The sequence below is a fragment of the Amycolatopsis sp. NPDC089917 genome (genome assembly GCF_040684635.1).
Classification (GTDB): domain Bacteria; phylum Actinomycetota; class Actinomycetes; order Mycobacteriales; family Pseudonocardiaceae; genus Amycolatopsis.
The window spans coordinates 21,523-46,503 of sequence record NZ_JBFBGL010000024.1 but is presented as its reverse complement, the minus strand read 5'-3'; the positions used below and the strand labels follow the sequence as shown (position 1 = coordinate 46,503).

General features: G+C 70.0%; 19 protein-coding genes and 1 pseudogene. 5 read left to right on the top strand and 15 right to left on the bottom strand.

Annotated features, from left to right (window positions below):
- The first annotated feature begins 5 nt into the window (after positions 1–5).
- Positions 6–1,173: pseudogene (gene argS / locus AB0N89_RS19140) on the top strand (arginine--tRNA ligase).
- On the opposite strand, the gene AB0N89_RS19135 reads toward argS, so the two are convergent.
- Positions 1,168–2,442: an NAD(P)/FAD-dependent oxidoreductase gene (locus tag AB0N89_RS19135; protein ID WP_364206067.1), complete on the bottom strand. Its 1,275-nt coding sequence runs from the start codon at positions 2,440–2,442 to the stop codon at positions 1,168–1,170. The pseudogene argS and the gene AB0N89_RS19135 sit on opposite strands and share 6 nt — an antisense overlap.
- A gap of 88 nt (positions 2,443–2,530) precedes the next feature.
- On the opposite strand from AB0N89_RS19135, the gene AB0N89_RS19130 reads away from it, so the two are divergent.
- Positions 2,531–3,166 (top strand): TetR family transcriptional regulator, encoded by a 636-nt coding sequence (locus AB0N89_RS19130; RefSeq protein WP_364206065.1) that lies wholly within the window; start codon positions 2,531–2,533, stop codon positions 3,164–3,166.
- A gap of 126 nt (positions 3,167–3,292) precedes the next feature.
- Here the strand turns inward: AB0N89_RS19130 and proB are convergent, their stop codons facing one another.
- The 5 genes from proB to AB0N89_RS19105 form a co-directional block, all read right to left on the bottom strand.
- On the bottom strand, positions 3,293–4,402 hold the full coding sequence (gene proB, locus AB0N89_RS19125) for a glutamate 5-kinase (protein ID WP_364206063.1): 1,110 nt from the start codon (positions 4,400–4,402) through the stop codon (positions 3,293–3,295).
- Positions 4,399–5,862 carry a GTPase ObgE gene (gene obgE / locus AB0N89_RS19120; RefSeq protein WP_364206061.1) on the bottom strand — a complete coding sequence of 488 codons (1,464 nt, stop codon included), beginning with the start codon at positions 5,860–5,862 and terminating at the stop codon, positions 4,399–4,401. Before obgE ends, proB begins: the two co-directional genes overlap by 4 nt.
- 110 nt (positions 5,863–5,972) lie before the next feature.
- Positions 5,973–6,230 carry a 50S ribosomal protein L27 gene (gene rpmA, locus AB0N89_RS19115; RefSeq protein WP_007034782.1) on the bottom strand — a complete coding sequence of 86 codons (258 nt, stop codon included), beginning with the start codon at positions 6,228–6,230 and terminating at the stop codon, positions 5,973–5,975.
- A gap of 38 nt (positions 6,231–6,268) precedes the next feature.
- On the bottom strand, positions 6,269–6,583 hold the full coding sequence (gene rplU / locus AB0N89_RS19110; RefSeq protein WP_005158538.1) for a 50S ribosomal protein L21: 315 nt from the start codon (positions 6,581–6,583) through the stop codon (positions 6,269–6,271).
- 169 nt (positions 6,584–6,752) lie between these two features.
- Entirely contained in the window at positions 6,753–9,926 is a 3,174-nt protein-coding gene (locus tag AB0N89_RS19105; RefSeq protein ID WP_364206059.1) for a translation initiation factor IF-2 N-terminal domain-containing protein, read from the bottom strand.
- A gap of 537 nt (positions 9,927–10,463) precedes the next feature.
- Between AB0N89_RS19105 and AB0N89_RS19100 the strand changes: the two genes are divergently transcribed.
- Positions 10,464–11,894, top strand: coding sequence for a S8 family serine peptidase (locus AB0N89_RS19100; protein WP_364206057.1), 1,431 nt, complete (start codon positions 10,464–10,466; stop codon positions 11,892–11,894).
- A 1-nt stretch (position 11,895) separates the two neighbouring features.
- Here the strand turns inward: AB0N89_RS19100 and AB0N89_RS19095 are convergent, their stop codons facing one another.
- From AB0N89_RS19095 to AB0N89_RS19085, 3 genes are read right to left on the bottom strand one after another with little or no spacing between them, the layout of a single operon-like run.
- The gene (locus tag AB0N89_RS19095) at positions 11,896–12,723 is read right to left on the bottom strand and encodes an ABC transporter permease (RefSeq protein ID WP_364206055.1); all 828 of its coding nucleotides are present in this window, start codon (positions 12,721–12,723) and stop codon (positions 11,896–11,898) included.
- Between the two features lies 1 nt (position 12,724).
- Complete coding sequence (locus tag AB0N89_RS19090; protein ID WP_364206053.1) at positions 12,725–13,540, bottom strand: ABC transporter permease; 816 nt, start codon at positions 13,538–13,540, stop codon at positions 12,725–12,727.
- Positions 13,540–14,454 carry an ABC transporter ATP-binding protein gene (locus tag AB0N89_RS19085; protein WP_364206242.1) on the bottom strand — a complete coding sequence of 305 codons (915 nt, stop codon included), beginning with the start codon at positions 14,452–14,454 and terminating at the stop codon, positions 13,540–13,542. Before AB0N89_RS19085 ends, AB0N89_RS19090 begins: the two co-directional genes overlap by 1 nt.
- 118 nt (positions 14,455–14,572) lie before the next feature.
- Between AB0N89_RS19085 and AB0N89_RS19080 the strand changes: the two genes are divergently transcribed.
- A complete protein-coding gene (locus tag AB0N89_RS19080) occupies positions 14,573–15,589 on the top strand; it encodes a M14 family zinc carboxypeptidase (RefSeq protein ID WP_364206051.1) in 1,017 nt (338 codons plus the stop codon).
- 245 nt (positions 15,590–15,834) lie between these two features.
- Here AB0N89_RS19080 and AB0N89_RS19075 read toward each other — a convergent pair whose 3' ends face one another.
- The 4 genes from AB0N89_RS19075 to AB0N89_RS19060 all read right to left on the bottom strand — a co-directional run bounded on the left by AB0N89_RS19075 (position 15,835) and on the right by AB0N89_RS19060 (position 20,928).
- On the bottom strand, positions 15,835–19,179 hold the full coding sequence (locus AB0N89_RS19075) for a phosphodiester glycosidase family protein (RefSeq protein ID WP_364206239.1): 3,345 nt from the start codon (positions 19,177–19,179) through the stop codon (positions 15,835–15,837).
- Positions 19,180–19,306: 127 nt separating this feature from the next.
- Positions 19,307–20,050, bottom strand: a complete 744-nt coding sequence (locus AB0N89_RS19070) for a maleylpyruvate isomerase family mycothiol-dependent enzyme (protein ID WP_364206049.1) — start codon at positions 20,048–20,050, stop codon at positions 19,307–19,309.
- A gap of 55 nt (positions 20,051–20,105) precedes the next feature.
- Entirely contained in the window at positions 20,106–20,516 is a 411-nt protein-coding gene (gene ndk, locus AB0N89_RS19065; protein WP_005158515.1) for a nucleoside-diphosphate kinase, read from the bottom strand.
- 64 nt (positions 20,517–20,580) lie between these two features.
- On the bottom strand, positions 20,581–20,928 hold the full coding sequence (locus AB0N89_RS19060) for a helix-turn-helix domain-containing protein (protein WP_364206047.1): 348 nt from the start codon (positions 20,926–20,928) through the stop codon (positions 20,581–20,583).
- Positions 20,929–21,040: 112 nt separating this feature from the next.
- On the opposite strand from AB0N89_RS19060, the gene AB0N89_RS19055 reads away from it, so the two are divergent.
- Positions 21,041–21,901 (top strand): NAD(P)-binding domain-containing protein, encoded by an 861-nt coding sequence (locus AB0N89_RS19055; RefSeq protein WP_364206045.1) that lies wholly within the window; start codon positions 21,041–21,043, stop codon positions 21,899–21,901.
- Here the strand turns inward: AB0N89_RS19055 and AB0N89_RS19050 are convergent, their stop codons facing one another.
- The gene (locus tag AB0N89_RS19050; protein ID WP_364206043.1) at positions 21,902–23,458 is read right to left on the bottom strand and encodes an alkaline phosphatase D family protein; all 1,557 of its coding nucleotides are present in this window, start codon (positions 23,456–23,458) and stop codon (positions 21,902–21,904) included.
- A gap of 371 nt (positions 23,459–23,829) precedes the next feature.
- Positions 23,830–24,933 carry a branched-chain amino acid aminotransferase gene (locus AB0N89_RS19045; RefSeq protein ID WP_364206042.1) on the bottom strand — a complete coding sequence of 368 codons (1,104 nt, stop codon included), beginning with the start codon at positions 24,931–24,933 and terminating at the stop codon, positions 23,830–23,832.
- Between the last annotated feature and the right edge of the window lie 48 nt (positions 24,934–24,981).

Sequence of the window (24,981 nt, the reverse complement as noted above, 5' to 3'; positions counted from 1 at the left end):
ACACCGTGTTGTTCGGCGATGTGAGCGAGGAATTGGCACGACGCGGGGCGGAAGCCCTTCGCCACGTCACCGACATCGAGCCACTGCCCGCCCTCGTGCGAGTCTCCGCCCAGAGCGGGGTCGACTATCAGTGCGATCTCGCGATGAGCCTGGGCAAACGCCGCGAGAGATCGCCGCCGCCATCGCGTCGTATCTCGACGTCGCCGATCTCGCCGAACCGCCGATGGTCGCCGGGCCGGGCTTTCTCAACTTCACACTGAACTCGTCGTGGCTGGAAGACCGGACGAGCGCGCTCAACGACGACCCACGGCTGGGCGCCGCCGTGACGCCGCGGCCACGGCGGATCGCCATCGACTACAGCAGCCCGAACGTGGCGAAGGAAATGCACGTCGGGCACCTTCCGGAGCTTCTACAACCCCTTTCTCGCCGCGGTCGTGGAGGAGCTGACCACGTCCGGGCTGACCGAGATCAGCGATGGCGCGGTCTGCGTCTTTCCCGGCGGTTTCCGTAATCGGGAGGGCGAGCCGCTGCCGCTCATCGTGCGGAAACGGGACGACGGTTACGGCTACGCGGCCACCGATCTCGCGACCGTGCGGTATTGGACGGCGCGACGCGGGGCGACCGACCTGCTCACCGAGGCGGTCTCCCATGCCGCCGAAGTGCTCGAAGGCCGGGACGACCTCTCCCCCGAGAACAGGGAACAGGTCGCCGAGGCGATCGGGATCGGCGCGGTCAAAGTACGCCGACCTTTCCGGCGATCGCGAGCGCGACTACGTCTTCTCCTGGGAACGGATGCTGTCCAAGAACGGGACCACGTCGGTCTATCTGCACTACGCCAACGCGCGGATCCGTTCCGTGCTGGCGAAGGCGGATCAGGACCTCACCGGTGCGCGAGTGCTGCTCGGCCATCCCGCCGAACGGGCACTGGCGCTCGCGCTGGTCCACTTCCCCGAGGCGGTCGACGCGGCGACCGCCGGACGTCTCCCCCACAAGCTGTGCACGTACCTCCACGAAACCGCGGTCGTGTTCTCGCGGTTCTACGAGCAGTGCCCGGTATCGGACGCGCGAGGTCCGGGCGTCCGTGACTCGCGCCTGTTGCTGGCCGGACTCACGTCGAAGACGCTGACGCTGGGTCTGTCCCTGCTGGGTATCTCCGCTCCGGCCCGGCTATGAGTCTCCGTGGTCGCTGAAGACCTTGCGCTTCAACGGAGGAACCGCCTGGAAAAAACGGAACATTCCGCGCGCCATCGTCCGGCCCGCGCGGTTCTCGGACACGAACTGGCGGGCGCTGCGTTCCGAATCGCGCACCGCCGCGAAGCCGTACTCCCGCATTCGCTGCTCGTAGTCGGCGATACCGGCGTGCACCGCGCCGGTTTTCCGTGCCTCGACGAGGTTGCGGCACAGCAGTTGCGCGTCCCGGAGCGCCGTGTTCGCGCCGATGCCGCGGAACGGCGTCATGCTGTGGATCGCGTCACCGAGCAGGGTGATGTTGCCCGTCGGCCAGGGCTCGACGGGTTTCGACGTGAAGATCGGCAGGCGGGACACCGATCCCGTGGGCGAGCCGGAGACCATCTCCTTGAACGCGGGATCCCAGCCGCCGATCAGGTCCAGCACCAGGGCCTGCAAAGCTGCACCGTCCATTGAGGACACAGTGTCCGGGTAACGCCGGTTGTCCGCCGCGAACGCCCACATGATGTAGCTCGACGTGTTGTCGAACAGGACAGGGTCGTAGTCGGCGGTCTCGTCGTTGACCGAGGAAGCGCCGTTCAGCTCGTGCGGCGCGGTGAACAAGCCCGCGCCGGCACGCGGCATCACCAGGCTCGGACCGTCGGTGAGCCTGGCGGGCAAACGCTTGCGGGTCTCATCGGTCAGCGGATGCTTGCCCGCGATCGCGACGATCCCGGTGTCCACCCGGCCGGCTTCGGGCAGCAACTGTTTGCGCACCCGGGAATTGGCGCCGTCCGCACCGATGACCAGGTCCGCCTCGACGGTGCTGCCGTCGGCGAACTCGCAGACGACCACCTCCCCCTCCCGGCGGTAACCGACGAACTCCTTGCCGTGGCGCAGAACCCCGTCGAGCCCGTCGGACAACACCTGATGCAGGCTGATCCGGCTGACCGAATGGTGGCTCGACGCGGGATCGGCGCTCGACGTCAGCTCACTGTCGATCACCATCAGGTCCCGCAAGCGCTCGGTCACGAACGTGAACGGGCCGCTCGTGGTGCCGGTGGTGGCCAGAAATCGTTGCCAGAGCTCGGGTGGCAGGCATTCGTGCAGCGCGGCTGAGCCGTGCGGGTTGATGTGCACCCGATAGCCCTGCAGGCGCTCGGTCCGGGTGCGGCTGCGCTCGTGGACGGACACGTCGATCCCCGCCTTGCGCAACCCTTGCGCCAGGCAGAGCCCACCTGTTCCGCCACCGATGATCGCGATTCTCGTGGTCATTGAGATCTCCTCTCCCGATTCCACTATCAACCAGATGAGTAATACTGTCAACCAAACGTTTGAGATAGTCCGTGACTAAGGTGATCTCATGTCCGACCCCGCACCGCGCAGTCCTCGCCGCGCCCCCGTCGAACGCCAACGCGATCCCGAACGCACCAAGGCGCAGCTCTTGGAGGCGGCGAAGACCGAGTTCGGTGCGAAGGGCTACGCGGCGGCACGCGTCAGCGAGATCGCCGCACGGGCGGGTGTGAACAAGCAGCTGATCTCGTACTACTTCGGCGGCAAGGAAGGGCTGTACAACGCGCTGACCGCGACGATGTACGACGACTACGTCGCCGCGACCGACCACGACAAGCCGTTCGCGGAGGTGGTCCGGTTCTTCGTCCAGTCGGGAATCAGGGACCACGATCTCGCCAAGCTGTTCATCTGGGAGAACCTGACCGACGGCGCTCCCGACGCGATGGGCGTCGAAGGCCAGCGCGGCTTCCTTCAGCGGCAGGTCGAGTACGTCCGCGCCCGCCAGGCCGCGGGCGATTTCCCCGCCGACCTCGACCCGGCGTTCCTGCTGGTGATCTTCATGGCCGCGTCCAGCGCCGCACTGGCGCTCCCCCGTGTCGTCCGTGCCGTCTCCGGTCAGGATCCGGAGTCGGCCGAGTTCGCCGATGCCTACGGCGAGCAGCTGGCACGCCTCATCGGCCACCTCGCCGATCCGGCAAAGCGCTAGCAAAGGTCCCCTGCTGTCGCTTGACCCGACCTCAGCGAGTACTTCGAGGCTCGCGTCCAGCGATCCCGCTGAACGCGTTCCTCACCGGACGGCGCAAACGATCGTGACCATGCCGGGGTCGGTGCCTTAGCGGCGAAGCGGGACGAGGTCGTCCGCGTGGACGACCTCACGCCGCTGTTCCGCGGGGAGGTCGTGACTGGAACGGCCGATGAGGTCGGGCAGCTCGCCCGAGTCGAAGGCCACGACACCCCGCGCCACGGTCCGCTGCCGGAGGTCGACCAGGTCGACGACGTCGCCAGCCTGGAAGTCACCGTCGACGCCGGTGATCCCGGCGGCGAGCAGGGAGCGGCGACGGCGGACGACGGCCGCGACCGCGCCGTCGTCGAGGTGCAGTTTCCCGGAGGCGCCCGCGGCGTAGCCCAGCCAGAACCGGCGGGCCGACAGACGGGAGTCCGCGGCGGCGAACGCGGTGCCGACCTCGGCGGTGGTGAGCGCGCGTGCGGCCTCGGAAGCGGCGGCGAGAAGGACCGGGATCCCGGCTCCGGCGGCGGTGCGGGCGGCGGCGAGCTTCGAGACCATGCCGCCGGTACCGAGCCCGGAGCTCGACATGCCGACCGTGATGCCGTCCACATCGGACTCACCGGCGACTTCGGCGATCTTGCGAGTCGCGCCGTCACGGGGATCCCCGTCGTACAGACCGTCCACATCGGACAGAAGCACGAGCGCGTCGGCGCCGATCAGGTGGGCCACCAACGCGGCCAGCCGGTCGTTGTCGCCGAACCGGATCTCTTCGGTGGCCACGGTGTCGTTCTCGTTGACCACGGGAACCGCGCCGAGGGCCAGCAGCCGGGTGAACGTGTTCTGCGCGTTGCGGTAGTGCGCCCGGCGCACGACGTCGTCCGACGTCAGCAGAACCTGGCCCACGGTCAGGGAAAACCGGCCGAACGACTCGGCGTACGCGTGAGCCAGCGCCAGCTGCCCGACGCTGGCCGCGGCCTGCTGGGTGGCGAGGTCACGCGGTCGCTTGCCGAGCGAGAGCGGCGCGAGTCCCGCGCCGATCGCGCCCGAGGACACCAGCACGATCTGCGTGCCGCGGGCGACCCGGTCGGCGATCGCGTCCACCAGCGCGTCCAGCCTGGTCACGTCGAGACCGTCGCCGGCGGTGGTCAGTGCGGAGGAACCGACCTTGACGACCACACGCTTCGCGTCGGCGATCGCCACCCGGGTTGAACTCACTCGTCGTCCATCTCGTCTTCGTCTTCGACGCCGTCCGGACCGTCACGACGGATCCGGCGGGCTTCTTTACGCTCGGCGGCACCGATACGGCTGGTGTTCTCCAGCCGCACGTCCGTGCCCCGGCCCGACAGGTGCACCGCGACCCCGGCCGGGGTCGACGGCTCCCACTCGAACTGGACGTCGCCGATGGTGACGGGGCTGCCGGGTACGGCGCCCTTGCGTGCCAGTACTTCCTCGACGCCCAGCCGGTTGAGCCGGTCCGCGAGGTAACCCACCGCTTCGTCGTTGCCGAAGTTGGTCTGCCGGATCCACCGCTCCGGACGGGAGCCGCGAATGATGAACGCGCCTTCCTCCTCCGGGTCGAGCTCGACGGTGAAGCCGGCGTCGTCGACGGCCAGCGGCCGGAGCACGACCTTCGCCGGTTCCGGAGCGGGCTGGTCGGCGCGGTACTTCTCGACGACGGCGGCAAGCGCGTAGGTCAATTCCTTCAGGCCCTGCCGCGACGCTGTGGAGATCTCGAACACACTGAGCCCGCGGGCTTCCAGTTCCGGGCGCACGAACTCGGCCAATTCGGCGGCGTCCGGGATGTCGATCTTGTTGAGCACCACCACACGCGGCCGGTCGGCGAGGTCGCCGCCGAGACTCGGGGTGTAGCGGGCGAGTTCCTCTTCGAGAGCGTCCATATCGGACAGTGGGTCGCGCCCGGGCTCGAAGGTGGCGCAGTCGATGACGTGCACCAGCACCGCGCAGCGTTCGATGTGGCGCAGGAAGTCGAGGCCGAGGCCCTTGCCCTCGCTGGCGCCGGGGATCAGCCCAGGCACGTCGGCCATGGTGAACACCGTCGACCCGGCGGTGATCACGCCCAGGTTCGGCACCAGCGTGGTGAACGGGTAGTCGGCGATCTTCGGCTTGGCCGCGGACAGCACCGAGATCAGCGACGACTTGCCCGCGGACGGGAAGCCGAGCAGGCCGACGTCGGCGACCGAACGCAGTTCCAGGACGAGGTCGCGGGTCTCCCCCGGCTCGCCCAGCAGCGCGAACCCGGGCGCCCGGCGGGCCTTCGAGGCCAGCGCCGCGTTCCCGAGGCCGCCACGGCCGCCCTGAGCGGCGACGAAGGTGGTGCCGGGGCCGACCAGGTCGGCCAGGATCTCGCCGTCCTCGGTCATCACGACGGTGCCGGACGGGACGCGCATCTCCAGCGTCTCCCCGGCCGCACCGGCGCGGTTGCCGCCCTGGCCCAGCTTGCCGTTGCCGGCGCGGGCGTGCGGGCGGAAGTGGAAGTCGAGCAGCGTGTGGACATTAGGGTCGACGATCAGCAGCACGTCGCCGCCGTTGCCGCCGTTGCCGCCATCCGGGCCGCCGAGCGGTTTGAACTTCTCGCGGTGCACCGAGGCGCAGCCGTTCCCACCGTCGCCGGCGGCCAGATGGATCACCGCGCGGTCCACGAACCGGGAAGCCATGACTTGCCTCTATTCACTCGCGAAAAAAGGGGATACACAAAACAAACGAGGGGTGGGCCCGGATATTCCGGCCCCACCCCTCGTCGGAGGTTCTGTCTCGAAGCCGAAAATCAGGCTTCGGTCGGCACGATGTTGACCGTCTTGCGGCCACGCTTCTCGCCGAACTGGACCGCACCGGCGGCCAGCGCGAACAGCGTGTCGTCGCCGCCACGGCCGACGTTCACGCCCGGGTGGAACTTGGTGCCACGCTGGCGGATCAAGATCTCGCCCGCGTTCACCTCCTGGCCGCCGTAACGCTTGACGCCCAGTCGCTGCGCGTTCGAATCGCGACCGTTGCGGGAGCTGGACGCACCCTTCTTGTGAGCCATGGCTCAATCCTCTTTCTGACGAAGATCCGGAGAAAGTTCTACTTGGAGATGCCGGTGACCTCGACGCGGGTCAGCTTCTGCCGGTGACCCTGGCGCTTGTGGTAGCCGGTCTTGTTCTTGAACTTGTGGATCCGGATCTTCGGACCCTTGGTCTGCTCGACGACCTTGCCGGTGACCGAGACCTTCGCCAGCGCGTCGGCGTCCGTGGTGACGTCGCCACCATCCACAAAAAGGACCGCGGGGAAGGTGTGCTCGGTGCCCGGCTCGCCTTCGAGCTTCTCGACCTCGACGACGTCGCCGACGGCCACCTTGTACTGCTTGCCGCCAGTCTTGACGATCGCGTACGCCGACACGGAAGTCTCCTGCTTACTCGACAACGGGTGGGGGCTTGCGTGACCGGCCCACCGGGAAGTCTCGGTGGTCCAGGTTCTGCGCAAGGTGCCCGCCGCTAGGTGGCGGGCCGTTCTATAGGTTACGTGGGGCTCCCCGATGCGATCACACCGGGGTGCCCCACGGTGTTCACTAGCTCTTTTCCGACGCCTTGACCGGCGGACCGGCCGGCCGTGAGGCCGCCCGTCGCGGACGACGGCGGGTGGTGGAGCGCCCGGCCGGGGCCGGGACGTCCACCTCGGGTTCGGCCTCCTCCGGAGCCGCAGGGGCTTCGGGCTCGGAAACCTCTTCCGTCACAACGACCTCAGGAGTCACCGGAACCTCGGGAGCCTCGGGCTCCGGGCCCGATTCCCCGACGACGGCGATCTCTTCCTCACGCGCGGCCGGAGCTTCGTCGTCCGGCGTCGTCACCGGTTCGCCGGCGATCTCGGTCGCGGGCGCCTCGGCGACCGGCTCCGAAACCGGCTCGGCCGCCGCCTCGGCGGCCTGCTCGACGGTTGCGTCGGCAACGGGCTCCGGGACCGGGACCGCCTCCGTGACCGGCTGAGCGGGCTGCTCAGTGGCCTGTTCCGGGGCCTGCGGGGCGTGCCCGTTGAGAGCGGCGCCCTCGACGTTCTCGGTGACCTCGTGCGTGTGCTCGCCCTTGGCCGCCTTGGAGGCGTTGGCCACGGCCTGGACCGCCGAAACCACCGACTCGCGCTGACCGGACGCCTGCGGAGCCTCGGTCTTGGCCGCGGCGGGCTCGTTCTGACCCTGGCCCTGGTTCTGGTCCTCGCCCTTGCCCCGGCCGCGGGACCGGCGGGAGCCCTGCTCCTTGCCGCCGTTGCCGCCATTGCCCCCGTTGCCGTGGTTGTGGCCGTTGCCACCGCCACCGGTGCGCTGCGGCTCGGTCGAGACGACCACGCCGCGGCCCTTGCAGTGCTCACACGGCGTCGAGAACGCCTCGAGCAGCCCGGTGCCGATCTTCTTGCGGGTCATCTGCACGAGGCCGAGCGAGGTGACCTCGGCGACCTGGTGCCGGGTGCGGTCGCGGCCGAGGCATTCGGTCAGACGGCGCAGCACCAGCTCACGGTTGGATTCGAGCACCATGTCGATGAAGTCGATGACGATGATGCCGCCGATGTCCCGGAGCCGGAGCTGGCGGACGATCTCCTCCGCCGACTCCAGGTTGTTCCTGGTCACCGTCTCTTCGAGGTTGCCACCCGATCCGGTGAACTTACCGGTGTTGACGTCGATGACGGTCATCGCTTCGGTGCGGTCGATGACCAGGTAACCACCCGAGGGCAGCCAGACCTTGCGGTCCAGCGCCTTGGTGATCTGCTCGTCGATCCGGTGATCGGCGAAGGCCGAACCGGTGCCCGTGTACCGCTTGACCCGGTCTGCCAGGTCCGGCGCCACGTGCTGCACGTAGTTGTAGATGGTGTCCCAGGCCTTGTCGCCCTGGATCTCCAGCTTCGCGAAGTCCTCGGTGAACAGGTCGCGCACGACCTTGACCAGCAGGTCCGGCTCTTCGTAGAGCATGACCGGCGCGCTGTTCTTCTTGCCGCCGTTGCCGGCTTCGGCCTTCTCCTTGATGACGTCCCACTGCGCCTTGAGGCGGCGGACGTCGCGGTCCAGCTCCTCCTCGCTGATGCCCTCGGACGCGGTGCGGATGATCACACCGGCGTCCTCGGGGACGATGCGCTTGAGGATGTCCTTCAGGCGGCGGCGCTCGTTCTCCGGGAGCTTCCGGGAGATGCCGGTGGCGCCGCCCGCGGGCACGTAGACCAGGAAGCGGCCCGGAAGCGAGATCTGCGTGGTCAGCCGGGCGCCCTTGTGCCCGACCGGGTCCTTGGTGACCTGGACCAGCACGGAGTCACCGGTGGAGAGCGCCTGCTCGATCTTTCGGGCCTTGCCCTCGAGACCGGCGGCGTCCCAGTCGACCTCACCGGCGTAGAGCACGGCGTTGCGGCCGCGGCCGATGTCGATGAAGGCGGCCTCCATCGACGGCAGCACGTTCTGTACGCGGCCGAGGTACACGTTGCCGACGATCGAGCCGGTGCCCGACGAGGTCACGAAGTGCTCGCACAGGACACCGTCCTCGAGCACGCCGATCTGCGTGGACTCGCCCTTCTCGGCGACGACCATGGTGCGCTCGACCGACTCGCGGCGGGCGAGGAACTCGGCCTCGGACAGGATCGGCGCGCGACGGCGGCCCGCCTCGCGGCCGTCCCGGCGGCGCTGGCGCTTGGCTTCGAGCCTGGTCGAGCCGCGCACGCTGCGGACCTCGTCCCGGGCCGGGCGCTCGGTCTCGGCGGCCTTGGCCTGCCGCACGTGGGTGACCGTGTTGGGCGGGTCGTCGCTGGTGGACTCGGTGCTGTCGTCGTCCCCGCCCTTGCGGCGGCGGCGACGGCGGCGGCGCTTGCTGCCGTTGTCGGAATCGGCCTCGTTGTCCGCATCGGACTCCGCCGAATCGGACGCGGCCGAATCAGACGCGGCCGACGCCTCTTCGGCGTTCTCGGTCCCGGCCTCTTCGGCGTCGGCGTCCTTGTCCTTCGCGCGCTGCTGACGGCCGCGCGGAGCTCGCGGCTCTTCGGGCTGCTCGTCCTCGTTCTCGGACTCGGCCGAGTTCTCGTCGCCGCCCTTGCCCCGGCCGCGGCCACGACGGCCGCGACGACGACGGCGACGGCCGTTGGCGTCGTCACCGTCTTCGTCGGTGCCGTGCCCCTCGGCCTGCTCGGACTGCGTCTCGTCCTCGTCCGAGGCGGTCTCTTCGGCCGGGGTGAAGGCCGGCTCCGGCTTGCGGACGGGCTTCGCCGCGACGGGCTCCGGCGGCAGGAACACCGGCGACGGCGCGGCGAACACCGGGACGTGCACGGCGGCCTTCGCGGGCCTGGTCGTCAGCTGCGGCGGCTCCGGGGTCACCGGGGCGGCCAGCGCGGGCGGAACCCGCCGCGAAGGCGCTTCCACCTGCGGAGCGGGCTCCGGCTTGGTCTCCGGCTTCGGCTCGGCCTTGACCTCGGGCTTCGGCTCGGCGGCCTTCGGGGTCTCGACGGCGGGCGCCTCGGCCGCCGGAGTCGCTTCGGGCTCGTCTCCGCCGGCGAGGGCCTCGGCGAGCTTGAGGGCCACATCCCGGGTGACGCTGGACTGCGCGCTGCGGACGGTCTCGCCGAGCTCACCGAGCTTGGCCATCAGTTCACGGCTGTTGGATCCCAGGAGCTTCGCCAGCGCGTGCACCCGGATCCGGGGCGGCAGTTCGGCCAGCTGGCCTGCGATGGGTGTGGCGGTATTCCCGCCGGTGACGGCGGGTGTGTCCGCGTTCGACATATATCTCCTCCGCCCCCGGGCGCGTCGGCTGGCTCACACCGGCTCGACGCGGCCGCGCAGGGGCCCCTTTCTGTTCGTTCCGCCGTGGTGGTCACCAGCAGCGGGAATCCTTGCCCGGCACCGCGACGGCGCCGGGATTGTCCGGGCGCCGCGTACGGCAAAAGGTCTGCTCGGCGGAGCGCTGGCCACGTTCGCGACATCGGGCCGCCCGCCACGTCGTCGAGCCGCAAGCAGCGGCGACGCGTGTGGAGGATGTGCAGCACACCACCGGGCCCCAGGACCGCGAGCGCCACCTCTCACGTGTGCCCGTCGGCCAGCGGCCACCGCGAGTATCCCACACCCGGGCCCCACTACGGTGTACTCGGTGCCACAGACCTGGCTCCCGGGCGCGCCGCGGCCACCGGCCGAGGGAACTTCCCGGAAGAGCTTGTCGGCCCGGCCGAGGGTGGCTAGCGTGCCGCTCGGGGGTACCGAGATCCAGCCCGGCCCAGGCCGCGGTGCCCTCGTTGTCCCCCTGTTTCTCCGGTGGGAGGTCCGGTGTCCCTGCTGGGACGGTCCCTGCGAGCGGCCGTATGCGCCTTCCTGGTGCTCTGCGGCTCGGTCGCCGCTGTCCCGACCGCGGGCGCGGACCCGTCCTGCCATCCCGAGGGACGGGCGCTGCGCTACGTCGTCGCCTTCGACCGGGGCACCTCCGAAGCCGAGGCCAGGGCTGCCATCACCAGCGGCTGCGGCAGCACGACGATCTACTATCCGCAGATCGCGGTGGCCGTGGCGACCTCGGCCGACCGGGCCTTCACCGAGCTGGTCCGGCCCGCCGCCGCGTTCAGCGCGCAGGCGGAACGGCTCGCGGTGCAGCGGGCCAAGGGCACCCCGTCCACCAAGGCCGCACCCGCGCGCGCCGAGCTGGAACCGACGGATCCCGCGAAGGTGGACGCCACCGACCGCACCGGCGAACAGTGGGACATGCGCGCGATCGGCGCCGACAAGGCCCACGCGATCGAACCGGGCAGCCCGGACGTCGTCGTCGGCGTCCTCGACTCCGGCGTCGACGCCACCCACCCCGACCTCGCGGCGGCTCTCGACCCCGGCAAGTCCGCGGGCTGCCTGACCGGCGCGCCCGACCGGAACTGGGCCGCGACGACGTCGGTGCACGGCACCCATGTGGCGGGGATCATCGCCGCGGCCGACGACGGCAAGGGCGTCACCGGGGTGGCGCCCGGGGTGCGGATCGCGTCGGTGAAGGTGATCGACGACCGCGGGTACGCCGACCCGGAGGCCGCCGTCTGCGGCCTGATGTGGGCCGTTTCACAGGGCATGGCCGTGACCAACAGCAGCTACTTCGTCGAGCCGTGGTCGCTCTCATGCGCCCACGCCGACGAACGGGGCGTGGTGAACGAGGTCATGGCCCGTGCCGTCGAGTACGCGACCTCGGCGGGCACGCTCAACGTCGCGGCGGCGACCAACGAAGCCGTCGGGCTCGTGCCGTCGCCGCATTCGGGCGCCCGGAAACAGGCCGAAGGCTGCCAGGCGCTGCCCGCCGGGCTGCGGGACGTCGTCGCGGTGTCGTCCGTGAGCGCGGAACGGGTCAAGGCCGGCTACAGCTCGTACGGGCTCGGCGTGATCGACGTGACGGCTCCCGGCGGCGAGACCGGCGAGTGCGTCCTTTCGACCGTCCCTGGCGGATACGCTCCGCTGTGCGGGACGTCGATGGCGGCGCCGCACGTCGCCGGTGTCGTGGCGTTGCTCGCTTCGAAGCACCCCGGCTACGGCGCCCGCCAGCTGAGGCGGTCGCTCGACGCCCAGGCGACCCCGATCGCGTGCCCCGCCGACTACGACCTGACCGGCGACGGCACGCAGGACGCGTACTGCACCGGGTACGCCGGGTTCAACGGCTTCTACGGGCACGGGATGGTCGACGCGCTGGCCGCGGTGGCGCCCCGGCGGACGGGCTCGAACCCGGCCCGGTGAGTCAGCGCAGCAGGAGCTTGCCGAATCGCTTCGACGACGCGTAGATCCCGACCGCCGCCAGCGCCAGCAGGTACGCCACGTTCCCGATCATGCCCCACGACAGGACACCGATCGAGAGGCCGCGCATCAGCTCGATCCCGTGGTACAGCGGGAAGATCCGCACGATCCACTGGATCGTCTCGGGGTAGACCGAAAGCGGGTAGAACGTCGTGGAGAACAGGAACAGCGGCATCAGCACGAGGTTGATGTAGTCGAACTGCGAGACCGAGCGCAGGAAGGTCACCAGCACGATGCCGATGGCCGAGAACGCCATCGCGATCAGCAGCGCCGCCGGGATCATCAGCACGGCCCACCAGGACGCGGGCAGCCCCATCGCGGTCATCACGCCGAGGAAGGTCACCGAGTAGATCCCGCCGCGCAGCACCGACCAGCCGACCTCGCCGAGCGCGATGTCCAGCGGCCCGATCGGGGTGGCGAGCATCGCGTCGTACAGCTTGGCGTACTTCAGTTTGAAGAACAGGTTGTACGTCGAGTCGAGGATCGCGCCGTTCATCGCCGACGCCGCGAGCAGACCGGGCGCGACGAAGGCGACGTAACTCATCACCTGCCCGCCGGGCCCGACGACCTCACCGACGAGTTTGCCGAAGCCGAGCTGGAAGGCCATCAGGTAGAACAGCGGCTCGAAGACGCCGGACACGAACAGCATCCAGGCGTGCGAGTAGGTCAGGAAGGTCCGCTCCAGCACCGCCTTCGACCGGCCGCTGTACAGCGCGGACGGCAGGATGCGCAGCAGCACTCCGCGCCGCGGGGCGTTGGTGAGCACTGCCATTTCAGACCACCAGCCGTCGGTAGAAGTACTTGTGCGCCAACGCCCAGCCCGCCCCGGCCAGCACGACCAGGAAGGCGAGGTGGCCCAGCGTGGCGAGCGGGCCGACAGTGCCGAGACTGACCGCCCTGGCGGCCTCGTTGCCGTGCCACAGCGGGGAAAGCCAGGCGATCCACCTCAGCGGGGCCGGCAGTTCGGCGATCGGGAAGAACGTGCCGGAGAACAGCGTCATCGGGATCAGGACGAAGCGGAACACCAGGCCGAACCGGGTGCCTTCGTCGTAGGTGGTCGCGGCGAGCGCCATCACCGGGGTGCCGCAGGCGATACCGGTGAGCGTCCCGATCAGGATGACGGCGAGCACGCCGAAACTCGTCCAGGAGCCGAAAAGCGCCGCGATGACGGCGTAGATCGTGCCGGCCAGGGTCAGCCGGAGGCTCACCCACATGATCTGGCTGCCGAGCACCTGTCCCGGGGTGATCGGGGTGGCGGTGACGGCGAGGTAGTCCTGCTGCCACTTGAAACCCGACAGCACCGGATAGCTCGATTCGCCGACCGCCAGCTGCGCCGCGCCGGCGACGAGCAGTGCGGGGGCGACGTACTGCAGGTACACGAACCCGCCCGTCGCCGGGCCCGCCTGGACCTGGGAGCCGAACCCGAGGCCCATCGCGGCCAGGAACAACACCGGCTGGAGGCCCGTCGAGTACAGGGTGGACACCCAGTAGCGGCGGTACCACATCCAATGGCCTTCGACCCGCAACCAGGCCCCCGCCCAGCGCGAGACCACGCGGCCCGTCGACGCCTTCGTCTGTGCCGTGGTCATCAGTCGACCAGCGTCCGGCCGGTGAGGCGGAGGAAGACGTCCTCCAGCGAGCTTCGGCGGACCAGGCTCGACAGTGGACGCAACCCGCGCGCGTGGGCCTGTTCGAGGGTGGCCTCGCCGGTCATCGTGTAGAGCAGGACGCGGTCCGGCAGCACCTCGACGCGGTCCGCGAGGCCTTCGACCTGCTTCGCGGCGGCCTCTTGTTCGCCGTTCGGGAAGCGCAGCTCGACGACCTCGCGGGTGGAGTACCGGCTGATCAGGTCGGCGGGCGAGCCTTCGGCGGCGATGCGGCCGTTGTCCATCACGACGAGCCTGTCGCAGAGCTGCTCGGCTTCGTCCATGTAGTGGGTGGTGATGATCAGCGTGGTCCCGCCGGCCTTGAGCCGGAACAGCCTGTCCCACAACAGGTGGCGGGCCTGCGGGTCGAGCCCCGTGGTCGGCTCGTCGAGCAGCAGCAGCTCCGGGTCGTTGACCAGGGACCGCGCGATGGTCAGCCGCCGCTTCATGCCGCCGGAGAGCGAATCGACCTCGGCGTTCGCGCGATCGGTGAGCTGGGCGAACTCCATCAGCTCCTCGGCCTTGCTCCGCACGTGCGCGCGGGAGAGCCCGAAGTAGCGGCCGTAGATCTGCAGGTTCTGCCGGACGGTCAGCTCGGTGTCGAGGTTGTCCTGCTGCGGCACCACGCCGAGCCGGGCGCGGATCTTCGGCCCCTCGACGTCCGGGTCCATGCCGAGGACCCGCAGGTCGCCGTCGGTACGCGGGGACACGCTCGCGATCATCCGCATGGTGGAGGATTTGCCCGCGCCGTTGGGCCCGAGGAAGCCGAACGCCTCCCCCGGGCGGACCTCGACGTCGATCCCGCGTACGGCCTCGAAGTCGCCGAAACGCTTGACCAGCGCCTTCGCCTGGACCATCGCCGATTCGTGCTCTGAGTCACCCACGCTAGGCACCCTAGAACCTGCCACCGACAAAATTCGACCGGTTTATCCGGACCCTTGTCGGTCGCTGTCCGCTCGTCGATACTCACCGACCATGAGTCTCAAGTCCAGAATCGCCCTGTTGTCCGTTTTTGTCAGCGCCGGGCTCCTGGTGGCGCCCGCCGCCCAAGCGGTCGAGACCACTGTGGACGGTCGGACCGTCGACCCGCGGCCCTCCACCGCCAAGCTGGCCTTCGAACTGCACAAGCTGGCCGCGCTCAGCCACGGCAAGATCCGGGTGGACAAGATCGGCCGCAGCAACGAGGGACGTCCGGTATGGGCGGCCCGGGTCGGCCACGGCAAGACGCGGATCCAGTACGTCACCCAGCAGCACGGCGACGAACCGCTCGGCACTCCGGCCGCGCTCGAGTTCCTGCGCAAGGTCGGGGTGGAACACAGCGTGTGGGCGCGGAAACTGCTGGCGAAGGTGACCGTCGACATCGTCGTGCGCGCCAACCCCGACGGCCACGAACGCGACTGGCGCTACAACTACGCCCCGGACGCCACTCCCGTGTACGGCGAGAAGGGCAAGGGCTACGACATCAACCGGTACCACGATCCGGCCGTGGCCCCGAAGGACAACCCGGCGACCGAAGCGGGCCTGATCCAGCGGCGGAACGCGTCGTTCGAGCCGGACATCATGGTCGACTACCACATGCAGGGCCGCTACCGGGACGCCGACGGCAAGGAGATCACCGCTTCGACGCTGTGGCCGACGAACGCGGGCGTCGAACCGTCCGATGTGGACTTCGCGAAGCAGATCGCGGTCGTGGTGCAGCGGTCGATCGACGGCAACGGCGGCTACGTCTCGCAATATCCCGGCGGCGACTACCAGGGCATCGCGCGCAACGGGTACGGACTGCTCGGCAACGGCAGCGTGCTGATCGAGCTCAGCCTCATCCCGGAGCGGGAGCAGCAGCAGATCCGGGACGCGCTGGCCTCGATGATCGCGATCGCGCAGAGCGCGGCCGACGGTTCGGTGCGGAAGGTCGATCCGGCCGCCGCGGACGCGATCCCGCCGCGGGGTCCGGCGCTGCCCGGGTCGGCCGAAGAGGCGCACGAAGCCGCCTGACGCTCGTGGACTGAAGGACCTTCGGTACAGGGGGTCCTGAGTGGCGTTCCGAGTTCCATTGGGCCGAAAGCCAAGGTGTCAGGCGGATGGCAAAGTCCGTGAAGGCCTCCTTCCCTGCTTTCAGGGTAGGGAAGGAGGCCTTCACGGACTGGGGTAGGTCATCGCCTTCCGCCGGGACGGCTTTCTCCGGTCCCTGTTCCCGATGTCACCGAGACCACGCCACCCTTTGCCTTACCCCCAGTGGCTCAGCGCACCGCGACCGACAGGGTCCGCGTCACGCCGTTGACGGTGACCGAAAGGTTCGCCGTCCCCGGCCGCAGCGCGGTCAGCGCCCCGGTCGCCGGGTCGAACGACGCGACGTCCCACGGCATCGCGGGCAGGAAGCCGTCGGCGACGTGCGTGCCCCAGCCGCCCTTCCAGTCCGCGCTGACCGGGTACGAAACCGGCACCTGACGCGCTCCCTGCGTCACCACGGCCCGGATGTCCGCCTTCTCGCCACGCGCCAGCGACGAGGGCCCGGAGATCGCCAGCGAGTCCACGTTCGGCCGTGTCTCGAACCGCACCGGCTGCGCCTTGTCCCCCGGCTCGAACCGGACCATCGTCCAGCCGACGAACCCGCCGTCACCGGGCGCCGCGGCGGGCGACTTCCCGGAGTTGCCGTTCACCAGGTACGGCACGCCGTCGACGCGCGACAGGTTGAACACGCCGGCGTGCGAGGCGATCGCGGCCGCCTGCTTGCCGGACTCGCGTTCGAAGGCGGTCAGCCAGCCGGTCAGCATGGCGGCTTCCTTGCGGTCGGCCAGCTGGGAGTTCCCGGTGGGACTGGGGTCCTTGACCGGATGGTGCATCGCGACGACCACACCGCGGACGCGCCGGTCGGCCTTGGCGCCGTCCAGCGCCTCGCGCAGCATCCGGATCTGGTCGAACCCGCCCGCGCGCAGCGAACCGCGCGAGGAGTCCATCAGCACCAGCCTGATCCCGGCGACGTCGACGACGCGATGCGTCTCCCCGAACGCCGCCTGGAACTCCGTGATCCCGTGTCCGCCGTCGGCCTCGTGGTTGCCCGGAACGTAGTACCAGGGCGCCTTGCCTGCCAGTTCCTGGTCGATGACCGACTTCGCGAGCACGAAATCGGCGGCCGTGCCGCGGTCGACGAAGTCGCCGTTGATCAGCACGAGATCCGGTTTCGCCGCGACCGCCTCGCGCAGCGCGCGCCGGGCCTGGGCGACCAGCGGGCCGTCCGGCTGGTCGGCGGTGAACTGCGCGTCGCTGACCACGGCGATCCGCAGGCCGCCGGTCGCGACGCCGTCGGTGATCAGCGCCGGGTCGCGCGGGGCGGGATCGGCCGGGACGGAGGCCGCGGGAGCGACCTCGAAGGTGAGGTCGTCGAAGACCAGCCGCCCTTCGTACTGCTGGTCCGGGACGTTCTCGACGGCGTAGAACTTCGTCAGCCGCTGCCCGTCCGGGAGCCCGGCCGGGATCGCGGCGCGGACATAGCGCCAGCCCGTCCAGTCGACGCTCAGCGAAAGGTCCACAATGGACGGAACGTTGGCGGCGTCGCGGAGTTCCGCCCGCAGCCAGGCGCCCTTGGCGTCGCCGTTGACCCACAGGCCGACGCGCTGGGTGCCGGGCGGCACCGCGATCGGCGCCGCCGAGTTGATGTACGCCGCGCGCGTGGCGTTGGTCCCGGTCAGCCGGTAGTCCAGCGCCAGACCGCGTCCGCCGTCCCGGCCGGGCGCCTCGGAAAGCGCGGCGCCGACGACGGCCGGGAAGACGCTGGCGGACCAGCCCGCCGGACCGTCCAAAGACGCCGCCACGCGGGATTCCGTGCCGACCGACGCCGCCAGATGCGTCACCTTCCCGCCGGCCGTGGCGGTGATCGCCGAAGCGCCGGAGGCCTTCAGCGCGGTGACCGCGAACCCGTCGCCGGACGGCTCGATCCGCACCACCGCGTGGTCGTAATCGAGTTTCACGTCGTCGGGCTCGACCCACGTGCCGTAACCGTCGGCGTCGTACCCGAAGACCTTGAAGGTGCTCTTCGCGCCTTCGCCGGACAGCGCGACCTGCTCGGTGCTGGTGCCCAGCCGGACCGGCGAGCCGAGGACGTTCAGCGTCGTCTTGCCCAGGACGCCGCCGTGCCGCGCCAGGACGTCGACGTTCGCGGGCGCGTCCGGCCGGAACCGGTCGGTGTGCGCGGTGAAGACGCCGTCGGTCACGGTGCCGCGGAAGGGATTGGTGCTGAGCCACTGGGCCTTGCCGTCGACGGCGGCGCCGGTCTCGTCGTGGCCCCCGGCGACGAGTTTCCGCGTCAGCCCGGAAAGCACGCGCGTCGCGTCGGTGGTGTTCCGCGCCGGACGCGGCGAGAACCCGGTCAAGCGTCCGCTGCCGGGCACGGTCGCGACGCCGAGCCCGTTGGGCACCAGGCGTTCCCCGCCGTCCGACGGCGAGTTGCGCACCAGCGGCGCCTTCTCGCCCTCCTCGCGGGCGAGCATGGTCGAGGAGCCGCCGCCGTCGAGGTTGATGGCGTCGTCCGCGCCGAGCGACTTCATGTGGCGGGCGAGTTCGAGTTCGGTCATGCCGCGGCTGTCCGCCTGGCGGCCGTCGACCGTCGCCAGCCACATCTTCGTGCCGTCGGCGGAGAACCCGACCGCTGTCCGCGGGTGCATGGCGACGTTGTCGACCGGCTGGATCGCGCCGTCGCGCAGCAGGACGACGTTGCCGCCGACCGAGACGGACAGCTTGCCCGCGTCGCTCTTCGGCGCGTACGCGACGCCGACCCGGTCGCCGGTCTTCAGGCCGGACAGCGTGTCCACGCCGCCGTCACGAGCGAGCAGGACCGTGCTCCCGGCGGCGATCGGGCCGTCCGCGGGCTGCGGCCGCACCTGCGTGACGACCCCGTCGCGAAGCTCGATCTCGACGACACGCTGCGCGCCGGCGACCGAGGTCCGCCGTGAAGCCGCGCCCCACAGCGGCGTGTAGACGCCGATCGCGCCGCCGCTCAGCACGGGGCTGTTGAAGTTCGTCGCGGGCGCGACCTTGCCGTCGGGCAAGGTGATCGACGCGTCGAGGAACACCTCCGCGAGCCGCGCCTTGCCTTCTTCGGTGATCGACGCGGTCAGGTTGTGGCCGCGCGCGGGCGCCGTCTGGAGTTTCCCGGCGTCGACGCCGACGCCGATCGGCGCGCCGCTGGCGTTGATGTCGAAGAAGTCCCCGTTGACCCCGGCGACCGCGCCCGCCTTGGCGACCTGCTGCGAGAGCGGCGTCCGCGCGGAAACCGTGCCGGGGCTGAGGTAGGTCGGCTTGAGCGTCTTGCTGGTCAGGTCGACGGCGAGGGTGTCGCCGCGGATCCAGCCCGCCGGGTCGTATCGGTCGAACTCGGTCAGGCTCAGCCCCGGTGCCACGCGCGAAGTCGCGCTGGTGGTGACGAGACCGTCGTCGGGCGCGGCCACGGCGTACGCGGACGGGCCCTCCTTCGCCGACGAGCCCTCAGGGGCGGCTTCGACGGGCGCCGGACCGAGCGGAGCGGTCAGCGGATCGGCGTGCACCGGCGCGGCGACGACCAGTCCGGGCAGCAGGGCAGCGAGCAACAACAAGCGTGATCTTCTCACGAAAAACCCCACGATCGAGTGACAGACGGCTCAGCTCAGCACAGCGGACGCGAACCGCCAGGAGAAGACCCGGAGGTGAACGTGAACCGAACGGCGTAGGGCGCGAAGGTCAGGGAGTGAAAGGCCCCGCGAGGAAGGTTTCCGCAGCGGCGACGTCACCGGTGATCCCGAGACCCGATCCGTCGAGCTCGATCCGTTGCCACAGCAGCAAGTCCAGCGCTTCCGCGGGCCCTTCGACGACGGCGCCCGCCGCTTCGGCGGGATCCGCCTGCCGCGAGCCGGGAACGTCGTTTTCGCCCGGCGGTGTGATCAACCAGGCGTGTCCGGTGTCGGATGTCTTCAGCAGCAACGGAACGGTGACGGCGGGCGGGGTGTGCCAGCGTTTCACCTTCGGCAGCATGCCGACGAGGACCTCGTCCACGCCGTCGGCGGCGACGAACGGGTCGAGGGAGTGCCCGGTTCCCGCCGCGCGGTGCGCGTCGAGCAGATGCACCGCGGTCTCGTGGACCTGGCGGCGGAACCAGAAGGCCTTGGTCTTGGCGGCGGCGGTGAAGTTCCAGGCGCCGTCTTCGGGGGACGCCGCGCGCATAGCCTCGACGAGGCCGTCCGCGCATTCGGCGTACCAGGCGGCGAGATCCGCGCCCGGTTCGACGGCGAAGTCCTGCGGCGCGGGTTCCCCGGTCCGGACGATCTCCGTCGCCCAGCGGTGGACGTTGCCGAGATGGACGACCAGGTCACGCAGACACCAGTCGCCGCAGCACGGGACGGGCGCGGCGTGGTCCCCGGTGCGCGCGACCCGCGCGAAACCGGTGGTGAGTTCCCGCAGTCGTGCCAGGTACTCGTCCGGTGTCATCGACAACCCCCAGATCCGTGGGTGACGCGGTCTTCCCGCGCCACCCACGAGTGTGTCAGACCTCGGGGAACCAGAGCTTGAGCTCGCGCTCGGCCGACTCCGGGGAGTCCGAACCGTGCACCAGGTTGTACTGGGTCTCCAGCGCGAAGTCGCCGCGCAGGGTGCCCGGGGTGGCCTTCTCGACCGGGTCGGTGCCGCCGGCGAGCTGGCGGAACGCGGCGATGGCGCGCGGGCCTTCGACGGCGATAGCGACCAGCGGGCCCGAGGTGATGAACTCGAGGAGGTCACCGAAGAACGGGCGCTCCTTGTGCTCGGCGTAGTGCTCCTCGGCGACCGAGCGTTCGACGGTGCGCAGTTCGAGGGCGGCGAGCTTCAGGCCCTTGCGCTCGATGCGAGCGATGACCTCGCCGACGAGGCCGCGCGCGACGCCATCGGGCTTGACGAGGACCAGCGTGCGTTCAGTCACGGCGGTATTTCTCCTTGGGTGGGATTCGTGCTATTCGCCCGGAGCCTACTGGGTGCTTCACCGCTCACTTCACGTCGGACCAGGGAATGGCCTCGATGCGCTCGAGGTGCTCCTCGCCCCACTCCCCCAGCGCGGCCATCGCGGTGTTGAGCGAGTCGCCGAATTCCGTCAGCGAGTACTCCACCTTCGGCGGGACCTGGTGGTACACCTCGCGATGCAGCAGTCCGGTGGTCTCCATCTCGCGCAGTTGCAGGATCAGCACCCGTTCGCTGATACCGGGGACCGCGCGCCGCAGCTCCCCGAAACGCACGGGCCCGTCCTGGAGGGCGAACAGGATGAGACCTTTCCACTTGCCGCCCATGACGGCGATCGCGGCGTCGAGGCCGCAGGTGAACGTGCGATTCCTGACCATCGGATCACTGACCTTTTTGTCGGTACCCGGCAAAATAGTAGGTACTTGATCGAATGTACGCGACGTCCCAGCATGGAGTCATCCCGAAGATTTCCTTTGACTGGAGCGAAAAATGCCGAAAAAGCCGGTGACCGTCGTCGGACTCGGTTCGATGGGCGCGGCCCTGGCACGGGCCTTCCTCGCGGCCGGGCATCCGACCACGGTGTGGAACAGGACGGCTTCGAAGGCCGATCCCCTTGTCGCGCTGGGGGCGCGCCGGGCCGCGACGGCCGATGAAGCCGTGCGGGCGAGTCCGTTGACCATCGCCTGCCTGACCACCTACGAGGACACACGCGCGGCCTTGGGACCCGCCTCCCTGACCGGACGCGCTTTGGTCACCTTGAACAGCGGTTCCCCGGTGGGAGCGCGCCGGATGACGGAATGGGCGACCGGTCGCGGCGCGCGGTTCCTCGACGGCGCGGTCAAGAACGTGCCGTCGGCCGTCGGCGCGCCGGACACGCTGCTGTACTACGGCGGCGACAAGACGGTGTTCGACGAACACCGGGACACGTTGCGGGTGCTCGGCAGCGACACCGTCCATCTCGGTGAGGAGGCCGATCTCGCGGCGCTGTACGAAATGGCCGTCGGCGGCACCCTGTTGCCCGCACTGGTCGGGTTCTTCCAAGGTGCCGCCGCGCTGCGGTCGCGCGGACTCGAAGCCGAAACGCTCCTGCCGTACGCGACCAAGTGGTTCGAGATGATCATCTCGGTGCTTCCGGTGTACGCCAAGGAGATCGACAGCGGCGACTACTCCGACCCCGCCGCCTCGGTGGACATCTTCCACGCCGGCGCCGCCGCCGACCTCGAACTGGCCGAGGAAGGCGTCGACGTCGAGTGGCAACGGCCGATGCACGACCTCGTGCGGCGGGCCGCCGAGGCCGGGCACGGCGATCGCAGCATCGCGGTCCTGACCGAACTGCTCAGCCGGCCTTGATCAGCGCTGGGGCTGAAGGGTCTTCGACCACAGCGAGGCGCCCGTAGCGTCCCGCAAGTCGACCGTGAGCGCGCCGCTCCGCCCGTCGATGTTCACCTCGCCGAAGTGCTGGAAGCCGTCGGCGGGCGAGGTGTTCGCGGCGGGCGGGGCGTGCACGAACACCGCTTCCGGCCCGAAGGTCGGGTCGAGCGTGTTCGGGCCGAACGCGCCGGCGTTGAGCGGACCGGAGACGAACTCCCAGAACGGGTCGAAGTCGGTGAAGGAAGCGCGATCCGGCGAGTAGTGGTGCGCCGCGGTGTAGTGCACGTCGGCGGTCAGCCAGACGACGTTGCGCACCCGGCGCCGCGAGATCTCCCGCAGCACCCAGGCGAGTTCGGTCTCGCGGCCGCCGGGCGCGCCGGGCAGGCCGTTGGCGACGCCTTCGATGCCCTTGCCGTCTGGGACGGTGAGGCCGATCGGGAGGTCGGCCTGGACGATCTTCCAGGTGGCGGTGCTGCGGTCGAGCGCGTCGACGAGCCAGCGCGCCTGACGGTCGCCCAGGATGCGGCCGGGTTTGGTCTGGTCCGCGGTGTTGGCGTCCTTGTAGGTCCGCATGTCCAGCACGAAGACCTCGGCGCGGGAGCCGTACCGGAAAGTGCGGTGGACGCGGCCGTCGACGGCCTGGCGCCGGTCGATCGGGTGCCATTCGTGGAACGCCTGGAACGCCCGCGCGGCGAGCACGTCGACGCGCTTCTCCGTGTATTCGGGGCGGTCGTCGAGGATCTCCCCCGGGTACCAGTTGTTGACGACCTCGTGGTCGTCCCACTGGACATAGGCGGGCACGTTCGCGGTGAAGCGCTTGAGGTTTTCGTCGAGGAGGTTGTAGGCGAACTGGCCGCGGTACTCGTCGAGCGTCTCGGCGACCTTCGACTTCTCCGGCGTGACGATGTTGCGCCACACTCGGCCGCCGGGCAGCGCGACGGTCTCGGTGAGCGGCGCGTCGGCGTAGACCGTGTCTCCACAGTGGAGGAACAGGTCGGGACGGCGATCGGCCATCGCGCGGTAGATCGTCATCCCGCCGAGTTCGGGATTGATGCCCCAGTTCTGCCCGGCGACGTCACCGGACCACACCAGACGGACGTCCGAACGGCCGACCGGCGCCGTGGCGAACCGGCCGGTGACGGCCTCGCTGGACGTCCGGCCGTCGAGGGATTCGGCGGTCACGCGGTAGTGGACCTCGGTGCCCGGCAGCAGACCGGCGACGCGGACCTTGCCGGTCCCGCCGGTCTCCGGGCTCATCACCGGCCCGCGCACGCGGCGCGCGTGCCGGAACGAGGGGTCCCTGGAGACCTCCACGATCAGCCGCGAAGGCCGGTCGGCGCGCGACCAGACGATGCCGGAGCCGGGGGTCACGTCGCCGGACTGGACACCGTGGGTGAGCACCGGACGGTCGCGGCGGATCAGCGGGGCCGGGTTCGCGGTCGCGATCCCGGGGAGGAGCAGCCCGCCCGCGACGGCTCCGGCACCGGTCAATCCGGCTTTGAGCAGCGTGCGGCGGTTGTGGTGGGAAGCGGTCATGGCGCGGTTCTATCCCGCGGCCACGGCCGGTGGGCCAACGGCGGTTGACCTGGTGATGAACGAACACGGCGTCCGCTCACCACCACTCAGTGTCGCGTCTCGCGAGGGCGGTTCTTGAGAGGTAGGGCACAGGTGGCGTGTCAGGTGCCAAGTCCGTGAAGGCCTCCTTGAGGGACTCTGGGTCCCTCAAGGAGGCCTTCACGGACTTTGCCGGGCGGCTCGGGCGTCCTTCGGTCTGGCCGGGACTCGAGTGACGACCGAGGCGACGCGACCTGGTGCCTCCCTCCGGCTGCGCAGCTCTCGCCACTCGAACGTCCTGAAGGCCCCCTTGCTTGCGTCTGGCGCGAGCAAGGGGGCCTTCAGGTACGAACTCAGCTCAGCGGGTACATCCAGCCTTCCGGAGCGGGCCGGGTGCCCTCCTGGATCCCGGTCAGCGCGCCGCGCAGCTTCATCGTCAGCTCACCCGGCTGCCCGCCGGCGACGGAGAACTCGCCGCCCGCGTGCTTCACGTGCCCGACCGGGGTGATGACCGCCGCGGTCCCGCAGGCGAACACCTCGGTCAGCTCGCCCGAAGCCGCCGACTTCTCCCACTCGTCGGTGGAGATGCGCCGCTCCTCGACCTGGTGCCCGAACGACTTCGCCAGTTCCAGCAGCGACTTGCGGGTCACGCCCGGCAGCAGCGACCCGGTCAGCTCCGGGGTCACGACGCGGGCCTCGTCACCGGAACCGAAGACGAAGAACAGGTTCATCCCGCCCATCTCTTCGATCCAGCGCCGCTCGACCGCGTCGAGCCACACGACCTGGTCGCAGCCCTTGTCCACGGCCTGCGCCTGCGCGAGGAACGACGCCGCGTAGTTACCGGCGCACTTCGCCTCGCCGGTGCCGCCGGGGACCGCCCGCACGTACTCGGTCGAGAGCCACACCTTGACCGGCTTGACGCCGCCGGAGAAGTACGAGCCGGCGGGCGAGCCGATCAGCGCGTAGAGGTACTCGTTGGCGGGCCGGTTGACGCCGAGCCCGGCTTCGGTGGAGATCATGAACGGCCGCAGGTACAGCGACTCGCCCGGCTTCGTCGGCACCCAGCGGCTGTCGACCGCGAGGAGCTCGCGGATCGAGTCGAGGAAGACCTCGACCGGCAGCTGCGGCATGGCGAGGCGCTCGGCCGAGTTGCGGAACCGGATCGCGTTCGCGTCGGGCCGGAACGCCGCGATCGTGCCGTCGGGCTGGCGGTAGGCTTTGAGGCCCTCGAAGATCGCCTGGCCGTAGTGCAGCACAGAGGTCGCCGGGTCGAGCGTCAACGGCGCGTACGGCCCGACGGTCGCGTCGTGCCAGCCCTTCTCGGCGCTCCACTTCACGGTCACCATGTGATCGGTGAAGTGCAGCCCGAAACCGGGTGCGGCCAATACGTCCGCGACGCGTTCCGGGCTCGCGGGGCTCGGGTGCGGGAGGTGGGTGAACTGCGTCGAGGTCGTCATGGTTAGACGATAACGCTTGGTCGGACCCACGTTAGTCGGACGTCCGCA